This window comes from Prosthecobacter sp. (assembly GCF_029946185.1).
GTDB lineage: Bacteria > Verrucomicrobiota > Verrucomicrobiia > Verrucomicrobiales > Verrucomicrobiaceae > Prosthecobacter.
In genome coordinates this window covers 7,835-22,526 of the sequence record NZ_JAQSEA010000226.1, presented here as the reverse complement: position 1 = coordinate 22,526, position 14,692 = coordinate 7,835, and the positions used below count along the sequence as shown (strand labels likewise).

The following is a 14,692-nucleotide window of genomic DNA, read 5'->3' as shown; positions in this document are numbered from 1 at the left end:
CACCATTTGCATCACCTGCCACAAGCACGGCACCCTCGGCGTCGATGTCGGTCCACCCCTCTCCGACGTGAAAGTGAAGCCCCCCGAAGGCCTCCTCTCAGACATCCTCGATCCCAACCGCATGTTCGAAGCCCGCTGGAGCGCCTACACCGTCGAAACCAAAGACGGCCGCACCCTCTCCGGCCTCATCCAGGCCGAAACCAGCGACAGCATCGTCCTTGCCATGATGGGCGGAGCCAAGGAAACCATCGCCCGCAGCGCCGTCAAAGAAATGAAATCCCTCGACCGCACCCTCATGCCCGTCGGCCTCGAAGCCGCGATCACCAAGGATCAAATGGCCGACCTGCTTGCGTTCCTTCTCGGAAAATAAGAGGTCAAGAAATGGGCAAGACTTGCCAAGACCGTCAAGCCCCGAGTCCGTGCAAAGCACTCCTTGATCTCGCGAGAGGGACAGGGCTCTCATGGGATGGGTGTGGCGACAGCCCGCCCGTCCATCAGCGCTCCATTGACACCCCCGAACTATACCGCGCCTTCCAACGCCACGCAGTTGGCTCAGCGGCCTCAAAGGTCAATTGCGTTGCGAGAAACTGATTTTCCTAAAGCTCGCGCGCAGACGCTCTGCAGCGGCTTGCGCACAAGCCTCACGACCTTCTCACGCTGGGCCTTCGCCTGCCCAGCGCAGGTAGGGCGGGCTGTCTACTTGAAGGGATCGTTGTCGTGAAAAGCGAAGGGGAAATGAGTTTTGCGCCAAACTGTAAAAACACACAGCGCGCCAAACAAACCCAGCCCACGAAAAGAGCCCCGTCGCCTCCTCATCACCCGCACGAACCATGACCTCTTGACGGCGCAGGCATCTCGACCCGCGCCCCTCCTTCACAATTCCTCACCCGCGCCCTCTTCCCCATGCCCCTCTTCGGCCATCCGCTGAATCGTCCCGCCTAGCAGTTCAATGTACCCCTGCACATCCATGCTCTCCGCCTCGGGTTCGCCACGCACACTGTAAAGCCAGCCCTGCTCATACGGATCACTGCGCACGATGCACGCATCCACCTTGAGTTCGGGATTCCCTCCTGCAAACGCGCCGTTCATCACGCAATAAACATCGGAAGCCGCCTTGAAGCCCTCAACCCAGCCAATGTTGTCGCCGGGAGCAACGGCCCCCCCTTCAGCGGGCTTCCACTCGCAATCCACAAGTTCACCCAGCATGCGCGTCGCGAACTTGGTGAAGCCAACCCGCCACAGATCCGTTTCCCCCTCCACCTTCGCCATCCAGTAATGCGAGCGCGAGTAACGAAAAGTGTCAGGAAACCGGGCGGAAAACCGGGCGTGCTTGAAGCGAACAAAATTGAGCATGGGGAAGGGGAGGAAGAAGAGGTCAAGAAGTCAAGAAGAGGTCAAGATGTCAAGGTGTCGGCAAGAGTCGTGATCTCGAATGGCTATAGGCACGAACCTTGGCCACCTTGACTCTTTGACGGCGCAGCCACCTTAACCGCGCAGCATCACCCCCTCCGCCGCAATCCCACATAGGTCAGCGCCACGCCAACGAGGAAATGCACCCCGAGCATGCTCATTGCAAGATCCGGCGTGGCAAACCAGGTCTTCACCAGTTTGTCGATGGGCTCAAAGTAGGGGGTCTTTTCCAGCGAGTCGATGATGCCCGACCACCCGTAATGCGCCGTAATGAACGGATGCACCACATGCCCAAGAATTTTAGGGAACCCGAGCAGCGCACCGCAGAGCAGAACGTTGGCGCAGAGCAGCGTGAGCGAAATGCTATGCGCTCGCTCCTTGGTGCCAGAATTCGCAGAGATGCCCAGACACAGGGCCGCAAAAGCAGCACCCGAGAGGGCCGGCAGCACCAGCTTGGCCATGCCGGTGCCCGGCAGTACGCCAGAGCCGGTGACGATATCCAAAAAAATCTCCATCCAGATGCTTTGTACCAGAATGATGGGCAGGATGAAAAGCAGGGAGCCGATCAGCCATGCGGCGGGGCTTACACCACCGATGCGTTCGCGTTCGTAAAGAGCGCGCCGCCCGGCGATCTCCCGTGCGCCGAGACGCAGCGCCATGAACAGCACCAGCAGGATCTGAATCAGGACAATCATCGAGACGGTATTCGCCGCGGGCCAGACCACATCGGCAGCGGTGCTGCCACCGCGCATATCCTTGAGGAGTTTTAAATTTGGCAGCAGCAGCAGCGCGGCAACGATCGGCGTGCCCACCAGCAGCGAAGCATGTACGATCCACTCACGCGGTGTACGGCGCAGCAGCGACCAGCGGCGTTTCACCAAGTGCTGCGCCTGGCTGATGATGCCGGGCAGCGGAATGATCGGCCGAGTGTCAGCTTCGGCAGTTTTTTTGACCTCATCTGGGGCCTCATCACCCTTCTGCTTCATGAGGATCGTGCGGTCTTCATCGCCCGGATCTTCCTCGGCAGGGGAAAGCTTCTCAGCCACGCCACCACCGAGCTTGAATGCCGCGTAGTACGCATCACGGTGCTTCATCCATGAGTCGCCCCAGCGCTGCGCGGGGCGTTTGGCCAGCCGGGCATAGACTTCATCATACGTCGGCACCGTGAAGTAGTGCGGCACCGCACGTGCAGGACCATGAAAAGCCACATAGCCTTCATGCATCACCACCACCGTGTCATACGCTCCCAGATTGGACAGCGAATCTGTGGCATGGATCACGATGCGGTCAGGCCGGTCCGTGGAGACCATTTTGAGCAGCGCCTCAAACTCACGCTCACTGCGCACATCCAGTCCCACGGTGAAATCATCACACAGCACGATCACCGGGTCCGCGACCAGTGCCAGGCCAAGTTTCAGTCTGCGGCGCTGTGGCAGTGCCAGTGCCGACGTGCGCTCCGTGGCGATGTTCTCCAGCCCCACCGTCACCAGCACATGCGAGACGCGCGAGAGTACCTCGTCCCGCGTGCGTCCAGCACCACGCAGCATCGCCGCGCTGATCAAGTTTTCGCGCACCGTCAGGTGCTCGATCAAATTGTCATCGCCCGCAGGCACCCAGCCGAGTTGATTGGCATACAGGGGTTGCTTGATCAGATCCCGCTTTCCGAAAGTGATCGTCCCAGCCTCAGGTTCCGTCAGACCCGCAAGGATGCGCAGCAGCGTCGTCTTGCCGCTGCCAGAAGGCCCGATCAACGCCAGCACATGCCCGCCCGGAGCCATGAAACTGACCTGTTCCAGCACGCGCAGCGGCTCCTTGCCTTTTCCTGGCACAACGTGGGAGAGATTGTTGATTTCGAGCATATTCCCGATCTAACCCGGTATGTCAGAAAGCGCAAAGTTCAAAATTCTGCCTTCCCTTCGTCATCCTACGCTTTATTCCTGCGCACCCATGGCCACCATCCTCCAAGTCCACCCTGCCGACGACGCCATCGTCGCCCTCTCAGATCTCACCGCAGGCACCGCCCTTTCTCTGAACGGCCGCTCCTGGACTCTCCGCGAAAAAATCCCCGCCAAACAGAAGTTCGCCGCCCATGACTTCGCCACCGGCGACATCGTCACCATGTACGGCGTCACCGTCGGCAAAGCCACCCAGCCCATCGCCACCGGTGCCCTCATTCACACCCACAACGTCGTCCACGCCACTTCCGCCTTCAGCGGCAAGCAGAGCGATTACACCTGGACCCCACCGGATGTCTCCAAATGGAAGACCCGCACCTTCAACGGCTTCAAGCGCTCCGTCGGCCCCGCCGGCACAGCCAACTACTGGCTCGTCATTCCCCTCGTCTTCTGTGAAAACCGCAATCTCGCTTTCATGCGCGAGGCCCTCACCCGCAGCCTCGGCTATGGCAAAACCTCCCCCTATGAGCGCTTCGCCCAGCACCTCGTCGATCTCCACCGCGCCGGTGCCTCACGCGATCAAATCGAAGCCGCCACGCTCGAAGCCGAATCCTCCGCCACCGCCGCACGCGTCTTCAAGAACATCGATGGCGTGAAGTTCCTGGAGCACGGCCTCGGCTGCGGCGGCACCCGGCAGGATGCACAGGCTCTCTGCCGCCTCCTCGCCGGTTACATCCACAGCTCCAACGTCGCCGGTGCCACCATCCTCAGCCTCGGCTGCCAGCACGCCCAGGTCAGTCTGCTGGAAAGCGAGATGGCCGCCCTCTACCCCAAGCTGGAAAAGCCGCTGCTCATCTACGAACAGCAGAAGAGCAAATCCGAGCGCGACATGATGGCGAACGCCATCCGCGATACCTTCCTCGGCCTCGCCACCGCCAATGAGCAGACCCGCGAGCCCTGCGCGCTGAGCAATCTCATCATGGCCGTCGAATGCGGCGGCAGCGATGGCTTCTCCGGCATCTCCGCCAATCCCGCCATCGGCCACACCGCCGATCTCCTCGCCGCACTCGGCGGTGCCCCCGTCCTCAGCGAATTCCCCGAACTCTGCGGCGTCGAGCAAAGCCTCAGCGACCGCTGCGTCACCGCCGCCCTCGCCGACAAATTCGTCGGCCTCATGCGCGCCTATGAAGCCACCGCCCAGGCCTGCGGCTCCGGCTTCGATGCCAACCCCAGCCCCGGCAACATCCGCGACGGCCTCGTCACCGACGGCATCAAATCCGCCGGCGCGGCCAAAAAAGGCGGCACCAGCCCCATCGTCGATGTCCTCGACTACGCCGAGCCCATCCGCCAGCACGGCGGCCTCACCCTCTACTGCACCCCCGGCAACGACGTCGAAAGCACCACCGCCCTCGCCGGCGGCGGCTGCAACATGATGCTCTTCACCACCGGCCTCGGCACCCCCACCGGCAATCCTATCTGCCCCACCTTAAAAATCGCCACCAACAGCGATCTCGCGAAGCGCATGCACGACCTCATCGACTTCGACACCGGCCCCATCATCTCCGGCCAGAAAACCGTCGAACAAATGGGCGAAGACATGCTCGAACTCGTCATCGTGACAGCGAGCGGAGAGTATGTGCCGAAGGCCGTGGCGCTGGGGCAGGATGACTTCCTGCCGTGGAAGCGCGGGGTGTCACTTTAATGCGGATAACAGTTCAGTTAGTCCCTTCATCCGGTGCAGGCGTAGCTCGGATGATGATCTCCGGTGAGGATGCTGCCTCTGGCTTGACATCCTTGGGACTGCTCGCTCGCAGAGCTTTATTCTGAGCACGCGAGATCTTCTTACGGGCTTCGTCAGCCTTGTCACCTTCCTGAACTTCACGTTTGATAACCTCGTTAGTCAGAACAGCCTTGATTTGCTCAGTCTCGATTCGAACCTCGGGAGACACCCTTCGAAGTTCGCGCCGAATAATGTCAAGCACCGGGTCCGTGAGAATCATAGCTCCAAGGAAGAAGCGACTGAGTGCTTGTTTCTGTGTGTGGTATTCACCGAGAACCGATCTTACCCAGCCCTCTTTGCACCACAGGTATAACAGATCGATATCGCTCTCGGAGCGAGAGTTGAGAGCGCAGAAATCGATGTTGATGACTAGTTCTTGGTCAATGGGTTTGGCGAAGACAATGTGATACACCCGCCAGCAAATTCCGTTGGTGAGGAGCACCCAGTCCACCCCTTGATTGGCAGCATAATCCACAGCCTGTTTCACATGAGCGTCCTTAAGCTCAAGACCAATCGCTTTGACCTCGATGAGGGTCTGCAATGTGCCGTCGATTTTTGTCGCGAGATCACAATAGGTTCCACGAATGGCATATTCAGATGTGACTTCTGAATACTTATCGTAACCAAAAACGTCGGCGAGCATGTCCTTGATGATCGTGACAGTGTCTGCCTCTCCCACGTCACGGGCCTTGGCACTCGCAAGGATAGGCTGGAAACGTTTGATACCTGCGACGAGTCTCTCTGCGACTTTTTTTGGAGCTGAGGCCATTTTCAATGATTCAGGTTTGTTGTGGGAGCCAAATTTAGCCGTCTGGCATTTTCATCGTAGGACGCAATGTCAAAGAGGCCGCTGGCTTTCTAGCTGTGTTTTAGCCTGATTATCCAAATCGCCAAAGAATATTTTGGCGGACATCCTAAAAAATTTACCAAAGAATGATGATTGCTAGAGAAAGGTTTCGGCCACGTGAGTGTCGTCACCCCTCCGTCTCCGCATGCAGCGCGATGCAGTTCCCCTCCGAATCCAGCACCTCCGCGCGAAACCCATACTGCCGGATCGAGTGCGCATCCGTCTGCACCGTCCCGCCATTCGCCCTCACCGCAGCCACCGCTTCCTTCAGCCGTCCATTCACATCAAAGTAGATCATGATGCCATCCGCCGAAGGCTTGAAATCCTTCACCACCGCCACGCATCCCTGCTGCCCGCCATCCGCAGTCGGCAGCATGCCAGTGGGCACACCACCCAGCACTTCCTTCCGAATTTCCCGCCCCAGCACGGCGGAGTAGAATTGGATGGCGCGGTCAAGATCGAGTGCGGGGATGTCGAACCAGACGAGGTTGGGTTTCATGGAACGCGATTTTGACGTGTTGAAACGTCAGAGGCAAGAGAAGTTGTGTGAGCAAGCGGTGACTAACCGGGTCACTCATAATGCGTCCACAACCGCAGCACTTTCACCGTATGCTCGACCTCATAGACCTGATAGACGAGGCGATGCTGGATGTTGATGCGCCGTGAATAGGCACCTTCCAAATCTCCCACCAGCTTTTCGTAGGGCGGAGGCGTCTGGAACGGATTCTTCGCCAGCACCTCCAACAAACGTTGCGCCTGGGATTTCAAATTTGAGGAGGCGATTTTCTTCGCATCCTTCTGCGCCTGCTTGGTATAGACGACGGCCCGGTTCACCAGCCGGGATTCTTGGAGGCTTTGGACAGAGGCTCGCGCAGGCCTTTGCGGATCGACTCGCGCATGCCGGGAATAGCCAGCAGATGCAGCGTCTCTTGAATGCTGCGCCAGTCATCTTCGGAGATGAGCACTGCATTGCCATTGCTGCCGGTGATCTGAATCGGCTCATGCGAATCCGCCGCTTCATCCATCAACTGGCGGAGCTTGGTGCGCGCTATGGACTCAGGCATCGAGGTCATGTATGAAGTGTGCAGGAAATCAACCTTGCCGTCAAGCCTCCGCCGTCTCTGATGCAGCGATGCACAAGCCGTTGCTCCTCGCCCTTGCTCTCGCCCTCCCCGCGCTGGCCAAAGACATCCCCGTCGCCGATGCCGCCGCCTTTTCAGAGGCCGCCAAAACCATCACCGCAGGCGACACCCTCATCCTCAATGACGGCACTTGGGCAGACGCCCAGCTCAAGCTCCACGCCACCGGCACCGCAGAGCAGCCCGTCACCCTCAAAGCCCAGACCCCCGGCAAAGTCATCTTCATCGGCGCCTCCCGCCTCTCAGTGGGTGGCTCCCACATCATCGTGGACGGCCTGTGGTTTCAGAATCCCACCGGCGAACAGGTCATCGAACTGCGCAAAGATTCCAAGCACCTCGCCAGCGATTGCCGCATCACCAACTGCGCAGTCACCAATGATACCCAGCTCACCTCCACAGCCTCCTCCCAGTTCATCTCCATCTACGGCGCACGCAATCGCGTGGACCACTGCTACATCGCCGGCAAGACCACCCAGGGCACCACCATGGTTGTCTGGCTCTCAAACGAGTCCCAAGATCAAGGCAAGCACCAGATCGATCACAATCACTTCGGCCCACGCCAGAGGCTCGGCAAGAACGGCGGCGAGACCATCCGCCTCGGCGACAGCAAGACCTCCATGCAAACCGCCGCCTGCATCGTCGAGCACAACCTCTTTGAGAAATGTGATGGCGAAGCCGAGTGCATCTCCAATAAATCCTGCGGCAATCACTACCGCTTCAACACCTTCAAAGGCGTCTCCGGAACCCTCACCCTTCGCCATGGAAACAGGTGCATCGTCTCCGACAATGTTTTTGACGGTGCCGGGGCCAAAGGAGCCGGTGGTGTGCGAGTCATCGGCGAACACCACATTGTTGCAGACAATCACTTCGAGAACCTCACAGGTGACAAAGAACGCAGTGCCTTATGCATCATGCTTGGCATTCCTGATTCACCAGCGAACGGTTATTTTCAGGTGAAGCACGCGGAAATAACACGGAACAGCTTCGTCAACTGCGCACATAACATCCTCATCGGTATGAGCGGTGACAAAAAGGCCACGCTTCCACCGATTGAAACTAGGATCAGCGACAATTACATCGACACAAGCAAGGGTGAAGCGTTTGAGTTTAAATGTGCTGTCGATGGCGTGACAACGAAGAATAACAGTGACAAGAAGAGCGGTCAGCCAGACAAGTTCCAATCCGAACCCACAGGCCCTTCCTGGAAGTAAAAATCACCCATGCGTACCAACGTCCTCCGCACCCCACTCACCTGCTGCTGCCGCAAACCCATGACCGGGTTCTACCGCGACGGCTACTGCCGCACCGGCCCCGGCGATGTCGGCCTCCACACCGTCTGTATCGAAGCCACCGAAGCCTTTCTGAATTTCTCCTATCTCAGCGGCAACGATCTCTCCACGCCCGCCCCCCAATGGGATTTCCCCGGCCTCAAACCCGGCGACCGCTGGTGCCTCTGCGTCACACGCTGGAAGGAAGCCCTCGACGCCGGATGCGCCCCACCCGTGTGCCTTTCAGCATCGCATGAGTCCTCGCTGGAGTGGGTGGATCTGGAAGATTTGAAAGCGCATGCGCTGGATGATCCCGGCGAAGCGATAGATGATGAATGACGAGCCCAGTCGTCCACCACAGGAACAAACAAGGTATGGCCGAAAAAGGGGAAAGAAGGTGAAAAATTAGAGGTCTAAAATGGGCCGAAAAATCAGATCAGGATTTTGACTTTTTTGTGCTCTTTGCGTTTTTTTGTGACCAATTCCCGGCCTCTGATTTTTTACACCTCTTTCCCCTTTTTCGGCCAATCCCATTCTGATTCCCCTCACCGGCTCGCCAAAAACTCCAGCACCCCCTGCGCCAGCACCTTGCTGATCCCCGGCACTTCCGCGATCTGCTCCGGCGTGGCTTTGCGGAGGCGGGTGACGGAGCCGAAGGTCTTCAAGAGCGCCGCCTTGCGCGTGTTGCTGATCCCCGGGCAGTCATCCAGCAGACTCTCCGCCACGCGCCGCCCCAGCAAAAGCTGATGGTATCCATTCGCCCACCGATGTGCCTCATCGCGAATCCGCTGCAGCAGTTTCAAAGCCCCACGTTCATGCGGAATGATGATCGGATGACTCTCTCCCGGTCGATACACTTCCTCATGCTCTTTCGCCAGACCAATGATCGGCAGCCCATGCAGCCCCAGCTTTTGCAACTCCGCCACCGCCACCCCGAGTTGCCCCTTGCCACCATCCACGATCACAAGGTCAGGCAGCCTCACAAATTTTGTGGGCTGCTTGGCGGGCGGCGCGCTCGGGTTCTCCTCATACGTCAGTCGCTTGCCGTCATTCTCCAGCCGGCGCATCACCTCCAGCGGCGGCTCTTGGGAAAAGTCAGCGTCATCGCCCGCCACCTTCCTCCCTTCCAGCAGGATGCGTGAAAAGCGTCGGCGGATCACCTCCGCCATGCTGATGAAATCGTTCTGCCCCGTCACCGATTTGATCCGGTAGCGGCGGTAGTTCGAGTTGTCCGGCACACCGTTTTTAAAGCGCACCATGCTGGCCACGCAGTGCGCCGTGCCGATGTTGGCAATGTCAAAGCACTCCATCACCAGCGGCGCCCGTTCCAGATGCAGCAGTTCCTTGAGCTCCTGCACATCCGCCATCGGGTTGATGCTGCGGATCACCCGCGCCCGCGCCCCTCGCTCAAAGGTTCGCGTGGGGATCAGCGTCTTCTTAAAGTCCTCCACCATGTCCCGCAGCTCCGCCGCTTTTTCAAAGTCCATCCGTGCCGCCGCATGCTGCATCTCCTCCTCCAGCGCCGTCACCAGATCCTTCGACTTCCCATCCAAAAAATCACACGCCTGCTCCACGCGCTTTTTGTAATCCTCCAGCGAAATGCGCAGGATGCATGGCGCGGAGCAGTTCTTGATGATGTCGTTGGAGCAGTGCTTGTAGTCCGCCTCTCCCGGCTTCAGCGGCCGGCACACCCGCAGGCCAAATTTCTTGTTCAGCCAGTTCAGCGTCGTGCGCAGCGCCATGCCATGCGGGAAGGGGCCAAAGTAGCGCGCGCCATCATCCTTCTTGAGCCTCGTGGTGGACAGGCGTGGGATCGCATCGCCCAAATGCACGCGCACCATGAAGTAGCGTTTGTCATCGCGAAAGCTCACGTTGTAGCGCGGGCGAAATTCCTTGATCAGCTTGCTTTCCAGCACCAGCGCCTCCGTGTCATTGCGCACCTCATGCAGATCAAAATCCCAGATGCTCGCGATCAGCGCCCGCGTCTTGCGGTCTGCCAGTTTCGACCGTGCCGGGGTGAAGTAATTCGCCAGCCGTCTCCGCAGATCCCGCGCCTTGCCCACATAGATCACGTTGTTGATCCGGTCCCGCATGATGTACACCCCCGGCACATGCGGCACATCACGCAGTTTGGCGACGAGATCAGGTTTCTGGCGGGTGGAGGACATGAGGAGGAAACAGAATGACGCAGAGGGAAGGTCAGGGCTGCGCCGTCAAGGGGTCAAGGGTGTGTAAGCGGTCAAGGCGCGACTCTTGACCCTCTTGACCTTTTGAACCTGCAACAACTGCCATCAACCTCACTTTCAATCATACGCATCACGCCAGCCGCCAAGGCGAAAAAGTAGCCTTGTTGCTGCGCAGCAAGGCCCCCTCGCCACCTCCGCCCCGTTCCTCCACATCCACGCATGCCCACCGCTGTTTTGCAGTCATGTCTCTAGACGGTCAGTCGAAGGCCCGCTAAAGCCAGCACCCCATGACGAAGAACGGGGGGCCACTTGAAACTTTAAACATCACTCGCCCACCACCCGCCACGGCTGCACCGCCTCCGAAATCCCCTTCAGTTGCATTGGCGGCATCGGCTCCGCCTGGCCTTACCGGTTGGTTGCTCAGCGCACGCGTTTCATCGTGTACGTGCCGTTGTCTAGGGAGCAGCGGTAGTCGGCCTTGAACTCATCTCCTTTGATCGTGCCCGCATAATGGTACAGTCCACCCGCCCAGTTCGGCATCCGGTGCTCTCCTTTGAAAGTGTAGCTGCCATCCCTTTGCTTCTGCACCTGATGCACCGCCTTGTAGCTCCCGCTCAGGATGGTCATCCATGTGGCGTGGTAGAAGAACTCATGGTCGCCTTGGCCATTGATGGCGTTGGAGGTGACGCAACGCAGCGCCCCTTGGTGACCTGTGGCCTCACTGTTCCAAGTACCCGCCCATCTGCTTTGCGGCAGACTGTTTTTGAAGGGGGCTGCGGAATCACCAGCCGTGGAGGGCACTTCGTATCCACCCTTTTTCCATGCCGACCGAAACGCAAACCCACACGAGGGCAGGACGGATGTCAAAATCAGACCAAGAGCGAGGCGAAGGAACAGAGCACGTTTCATGAAGGAGGGTGGAGTCCATACGAACGTCTCTCCAAGTCCGCCTATTTCGTCATTCCTGTCAGGAACCTTTTCCCGGCATGATCACCGCCAACCCAGCGCGAGGTGGTCCTTAGGCGCACAAGCCGCACCTGTGGGATGGGTGTGGAGACAGCCCGGCCGTCCACGAGCGCGTCGCAAACACCCACAGACCTTGATTACCTCTACCCTTCGTAGCGCGAAGTCGAGACAACCTTCTTCTTGCCCGCGCCCGTATTCACGTTACTAACCCCCAAGAACCTCAACCCACCTCAACACCATGGCCCATACCCTCCCCCCACTGCCGTACCCCACAGACGCCCTTGAGCCCACCATCGACCAGCAGACGATGGAGATTCATCACGGCAAGCATCACAACGCTTACGTCACCAATTTGAACAACGCCCTCGCCGGCAAGGCCGAACTAGAAGCGCTGTCCATCGAAGACCTCTGCAAAAACATCTCCAAGGTGCCAGCAGACATCCAGGCCCCCATCCGCAACAACGGCGGCGGTCACTTCAACCACTCCCTGTTCTGGAAAATCATGGGACCCAACGCCGGCGGCGCTCCTACCGGTGCCCTCGGTGACGCCATCACCTCCACCTTCGGCAGCTTTGACGCCTTTAAAGAAGCCTTCGCCAAAGCTGGTGCCACCCGCTTCGGCTCCGGCTGGGCCTGGCTCAGCGTGAAGGACGGCAAACTCGTCGTCAGCTCCACTCCAAATCAGGACAACCCCCTCATGGACGACAGCGGCACCCCGATCCTCGGCTGCGATGTCTGGGAGCATGCCTACTACCTCAAGTATCAGAACAAGCGCCCCGACTACATCACCGCTTGGTGGAACGCCGTGAACTGGACCGCAGTCGCTGCCAACTACACCGCCGCCCTCGGCTGATTCCCGCTTCCCGACGATCTCGTCTTCCCACAAAGCGCGGAACGGTCACCCCGTCCGCGCTTTGTCGCTTTCAGCTTCGCCACTTCAATCATCCGCCATTCGGAAAACACTGATCTAGGACCGCATCGATGGGAACGCCGCAGAGAAAGACTTTCAAAATCAAATCTCTGCGGCGTTCCAAACTCTGCGGTGTAAAGGGTTGGGTGCTTCCTTAGAGTTCGTCCTTTCCCCAATGTCCATGGTCCTCCATCGCCTCCGCAACGGCCTGATCTACTCCCAGGCCTTCGCAGAATACTTGGAGTCAAAGCACAACATCGAGTCCATCGGCCACCCGGGTGACGTCCTGCACATCGACTACGTGCGCTGCGCCCAGGGCGAGCTCAGCGGTCAGGAATGGTGCCAGCTCACCTGGATCAGCGGTGCCCAAGCCGCCACCGAGCATCGCCACCAGCTCGGCGGCACCGAAGTTTACATCCATCGCCAGGCCATGCGCGGCCTCAAAAATCGCCTCCTCCATTTTGACGGCACCCATGTGGTCGTTAAGCAGTAGCCATGACAAATGAAAACCGAATGAGCCCTGTCACGAAGACCCGCCCCACGCATTCCTTCGTCATTCTCCCCCAATGCCCACCCTAGCCGACATCGGAGAAGACAACCTCATCCGCAAGCTCATGCGCGGCGTGAAGCTCGACGGCGATGTCATCGCCGGGGCAGGGGATGACTGCGCCGTCGTCCGTAGCACCAAGCACGAGCATACCCTGCTCAAAACCGACGCCCTCGTGCAGGACGTCCATTTCACGCTGGAGACCCCGCCAAAGCTCATCGGTCGCAAAGCCATCGCCCGCGTCGTCAGCGACTTCGCCGCCATGGGGGGAACCCCCCGCCATGCCATGATCACCCTCGTGGCACCTCCCACCATGCAGGTCGAATTCCTCACCGACATCTATCGCGGAATGCGCGCCATCGCCAAGGATTACGGCATCAACATCGTCGGCGGTGAAACCTCACGCGGACTCGTCCTCATGCTCTCCATCTCCATGACCGGCACCGTGCCCTCCAAACGCTGGCTCTCCCGCAGCGAAGGCAAAGCAGGCGATGTCCTCCTCGTCACCGGCCGCCTCGGTGGCTCCATCACCGGCAAACACCTCAAATTTCAGCCCCGCCTCGCAGAAGGCCGCTGGCTCTCCGAAAATGCCCATCCGCATGCCATCATGGACATCAGCGATGGCCTCGCCAAAGACCTCCCCCGTCTCGCCCTCGCCAGCGGCACCCATTATCAGGTGAATGTTGCCTCACTGCCCTGCACCCCCGGCTGCACCTTCGATCAAGCCTGGGGCGACGGCGAAGACTATGAGCTCCTCCTCGCCGTCAACCCACGGAGCGTAAAATCCCTGCTGCCCAAATGGCGCGCCGCCTTCCCCAAGCTTCCCCTCACCATCATCGGCAAACTCGTCCTCCCCGGCGAAGGCCGCCCTCCCGACTTCGAGAGCACCGGCTGGGACCACTTCGCGCTCAGTGCTGACGCATGATCACCCTGCAGACAGCCGACGACGCCCACGCTTGGGGTATGCAGCTCGCGCCGACCCTTGCCGCCGGGGATGTCATCGCCCTCTGCGGCACCCTCGGTGCAGGCAAGACCCAGATCACCCGGGGCATCGTCGCCGGCATGCACTCACAGGCCGCAGTCACCAGCCCCACCTTCACGCTCGTTCACGAGTACCTCGACGGCCGTCTGCCCGTCTTCCATTTTGACTTCTACCGCATGGACTCCGCCGCCGAAGTCATCGGCATCGGCTGGGACGAGTTCCTCACCGAACCCGGCATCATCATCGTCGAATGGGCCGACATGTTCCCCGACCTCCTGCCGCCCCACACCCGTTGGTTTCACATCAATCCCCAGCAAGACGGCTCACGAATGGTGAGTGAAGGCGCAGCTAAATAGCTCTGCGACGTTGATTCGACAGGATTAACAAGAATGCAGGATGATGCAGGATTGAGGCGTCGTGATTTGAAATCTCGACCTCGAAGCGATTTTTGAATCACTCTCCAATCATTTTGTTAATCCTGCGATCCTGATAATCCTGTCCAAATCGGCTCCCTGCCGCCACCGTGTCTTAGCTGCATTGATCAGACAGGATTAACAAGAATGCAGGATGATGCAGGATTTGGTCGTCGTGATTTGAAATCTCGGCATTGAAGCTGTGCCTTTAAATTAGTGTCTGAAAATTTTGTTAATCCTGCGATCCTGTTAATCCTGTCCAAATCGGCTCCCTGCCGCCACCGTGTCTCAGCCGCATTGATCAGACAGGATTAACAAGAATGCAGGATGATGCAGGATTTGGTCGTCG

General features: G+C 59.1%; 15 protein-coding genes and 1 pseudogene. 8 read left to right on the top strand and 8 right to left on the bottom strand.

What is annotated here, in order from left to right; genetic code table 11:
- Positions 1 to 370, top strand: a pseudogene (locus tag PSV43_RS18880) (c-type cytochrome); the annotation flags it as partial.
- 503 nt (positions 371 to 873) lie between these two features.
- On the opposite strand, the gene PSV43_RS18875 reads toward PSV43_RS18880, so the two are convergent.
- Complete coding sequence (locus tag PSV43_RS18875; RefSeq protein ID WP_300201044.1) at positions 874 to 1,353, bottom strand: glycine cleavage system protein H; 480 nt, start codon at positions 1,351 to 1,353, stop codon at positions 874 to 876.
- 146 nt (positions 1,354 to 1,499) lie between these two features.
- Complete coding sequence (locus tag PSV43_RS18870) at positions 1,500 to 3,269, bottom strand: ATP-binding cassette domain-containing protein (protein WP_300201041.1); 1,770 nt, start codon at positions 3,267 to 3,269, stop codon at positions 1,500 to 1,502.
- An 88-nt stretch (positions 3,270 to 3,357) separates the two neighbouring features.
- Here PSV43_RS18870 and PSV43_RS18865 point away from each other — a divergent pair, with 88 nt between their 5' ends.
- A complete protein-coding gene (locus PSV43_RS18865) occupies positions 3,358 to 5,007 on the top strand; it encodes an altronate dehydratase family protein (protein WP_300201039.1) in 1,650 nt (549 codons plus the stop codon).
- A 13-nt stretch (positions 5,008 to 5,020) separates the two neighbouring features.
- Here the strand turns inward: PSV43_RS18865 and PSV43_RS18860 are convergent, their stop codons facing one another.
- The 4 genes from PSV43_RS18860 to PSV43_RS18845 form a co-directional block, all read right to left on the bottom strand.
- Positions 5,021 to 5,854: a type I restriction enzyme HsdR N-terminal domain-containing protein gene (locus PSV43_RS18860; protein ID WP_300201037.1), complete on the bottom strand. Its 834-nt coding sequence runs from the start codon at positions 5,852 to 5,854 to the stop codon at positions 5,021 to 5,023.
- A 205-nt stretch (positions 5,855 to 6,059) separates the two neighbouring features.
- Positions 6,060 to 6,431 (bottom strand): VOC family protein, encoded by a 372-nt coding sequence (locus PSV43_RS18855; protein WP_300201035.1) that lies wholly within the window; start codon positions 6,429 to 6,431, stop codon positions 6,060 to 6,062.
- A 71-nt stretch (positions 6,432 to 6,502) separates the two neighbouring features.
- Entirely contained in the window at positions 6,503 to 6,766 is a 264-nt protein-coding gene (locus tag PSV43_RS18850) for a Txe/YoeB family addiction module toxin (protein WP_300201033.1), read from the bottom strand.
- Positions 6,763 to 7,005 (bottom strand): type II toxin-antitoxin system Phd/YefM family antitoxin, encoded by a 243-nt coding sequence (locus PSV43_RS18845; RefSeq protein WP_300201030.1) that lies wholly within the window; start codon positions 7,003 to 7,005, stop codon positions 6,763 to 6,765. Before PSV43_RS18845 ends, PSV43_RS18850 begins: the two co-directional genes overlap by 4 nt.
- Positions 7,006 to 7,064: 59 nt before the next feature.
- Here PSV43_RS18845 and PSV43_RS18840 point away from each other — a divergent pair, with 59 nt between their 5' ends.
- Together PSV43_RS18840 and PSV43_RS18835 are read left to right on the top strand one after the other, a co-directional pair.
- Complete coding sequence (locus PSV43_RS18840; protein ID WP_300201027.1) at positions 7,065 to 8,282, top strand: polysaccharide lyase 6 family protein; 1,218 nt, start codon at positions 7,065 to 7,067, stop codon at positions 8,280 to 8,282.
- A gap of 9 nt (positions 8,283 to 8,291) precedes the next feature.
- On the top strand, positions 8,292 to 8,678 hold the full coding sequence (locus tag PSV43_RS18835; RefSeq protein ID WP_300201024.1) for a DUF2237 domain-containing protein: 387 nt from the start codon (positions 8,292 to 8,294) through the stop codon (positions 8,676 to 8,678).
- A gap of 206 nt (positions 8,679 to 8,884) precedes the next feature.
- On the opposite strand, the gene PSV43_RS18830 is transcribed toward PSV43_RS18835, so the two are convergent.
- Both PSV43_RS18830 and PSV43_RS18825 read right to left on the bottom strand, forming a co-directional pair.
- Positions 8,885 to 10,507 carry an excinuclease ABC subunit UvrC gene (locus PSV43_RS18830; RefSeq protein ID WP_300201021.1) on the bottom strand — a complete coding sequence of 541 codons (1,623 nt, stop codon included), beginning with the start codon at positions 10,505 to 10,507 and terminating at the stop codon, positions 8,885 to 8,887.
- A 438-nt stretch (positions 10,508 to 10,945) separates the two neighbouring features.
- Positions 10,946 to 11,434, bottom strand: coding sequence for a hypothetical protein (locus PSV43_RS18825; protein ID WP_300201018.1), 489 nt, complete (start codon positions 11,432 to 11,434; stop codon positions 10,946 to 10,948).
- A 295-nt stretch (positions 11,435 to 11,729) separates the two neighbouring features.
- Between PSV43_RS18825 and PSV43_RS18820 the strand changes: the two genes are divergently transcribed.
- From PSV43_RS18820 to tsaE, 4 genes are all read left to right on the top strand, one after another.
- The gene (locus PSV43_RS18820; protein ID WP_300201014.1) at positions 11,730 to 12,344 is read left to right on the top strand and encodes a superoxide dismutase; all 615 of its coding nucleotides are present in this window, start codon (positions 11,730 to 11,732) and stop codon (positions 12,342 to 12,344) included.
- Between the two features lie 238 nt (positions 12,345 to 12,582).
- Positions 12,583 to 12,894, top strand: a complete 312-nt coding sequence (locus PSV43_RS18815) for a hypothetical protein (RefSeq protein WP_300201011.1) — start codon at positions 12,583 to 12,585, stop codon at positions 12,892 to 12,894.
- Positions 12,895 to 12,967: 73 nt separating this feature from the next.
- Positions 12,968 to 13,873 carry a thiamine-phosphate kinase gene (locus tag PSV43_RS18810; protein ID WP_300201008.1) on the top strand — a complete coding sequence of 302 codons (906 nt, stop codon included), beginning with the start codon at positions 12,968 to 12,970 and terminating at the stop codon, positions 13,871 to 13,873.
- Positions 13,870 to 14,286, top strand: a complete 417-nt coding sequence (gene tsaE / locus PSV43_RS18805) for a tRNA (adenosine(37)-N6)-threonylcarbamoyltransferase complex ATPase subunit type 1 TsaE (protein WP_300201006.1) — start codon at positions 13,870 to 13,872, stop codon at positions 14,284 to 14,286. The genes PSV43_RS18810 and tsaE overlap by 4 nt, the downstream gene beginning before the upstream one ends.
- The last annotated feature ends 406 nt before the right edge of the window (positions 14,287 to 14,692 follow it).

Coding starts and splice junctions, on each gene's coding strand:
- PSV43_RS18875 (WP_300201044.1), bottom strand. CDS start 1,353: ATGCTCAATTTTGTTCGCTTCAAGCACGCCCGGTTTTCCGCCCGGTTT.
- PSV43_RS18870 (WP_300201041.1), bottom strand. CDS start 3,269: ATGCTCGAAATCAACAATCTCTCCCACGTTGTGCCAGGAAAAGGCAAG.
- PSV43_RS18865 (WP_300201039.1), top strand. CDS start 3,358: ATGGCCACCATCCTCCAAGTCCACCCTGCCGACGACGCCATCGTCGCC.
- PSV43_RS18860 (WP_300201037.1), bottom strand. CDS start 5,854: ATGGCCTCAGCTCCAAAAAAAGTCGCAGAGAGACTCGTCGCAGGTATC.
- PSV43_RS18855 (WP_300201035.1), bottom strand. CDS start 6,431: ATGAAACCCAACCTCGTCTGGTTCGACATCCCCGCACTCGATCTTGAC.
- PSV43_RS18845 (WP_300201030.1), bottom strand. CDS start 7,005: ATGACCTCGATGCCTGAGTCCATAGCGCGCACCAAGCTCCGCCAGTTG.
- PSV43_RS18840 (WP_300201027.1), top strand. CDS start 7,065: ATGCACAAGCCGTTGCTCCTCGCCCTTGCTCTCGCCCTCCCCGCGCTG.
- PSV43_RS18835 (WP_300201024.1), top strand. CDS start 8,292: ATGCGTACCAACGTCCTCCGCACCCCACTCACCTGCTGCTGCCGCAAA.
- PSV43_RS18830 (WP_300201021.1), bottom strand. CDS start 10,507: ATGTCCTCCACCCGCCAGAAACCTGATCTCGTCGCCAAACTGCGTGAT.
- PSV43_RS18825 (WP_300201018.1), bottom strand. CDS start 11,434: ATGAAACGTGCTCTGTTCCTTCGCCTCGCTCTTGGTCTGATTTTGACA.
- PSV43_RS18820 (WP_300201014.1), top strand. CDS start 11,730: ATGGCCCATACCCTCCCCCCACTGCCGTACCCCACAGACGCCCTTGAG.
- PSV43_RS18815 (WP_300201011.1), top strand. CDS start 12,583: ATGGTCCTCCATCGCCTCCGCAACGGCCTGATCTACTCCCAGGCCTTC.
- PSV43_RS18810 (WP_300201008.1), top strand. CDS start 12,968: ATGCCCACCCTAGCCGACATCGGAGAAGACAACCTCATCCGCAAGCTC.
- tsaE (WP_300201006.1), top strand. CDS start 13,870: ATGATCACCCTGCAGACAGCCGACGACGCCCACGCTTGGGGTATGCAG.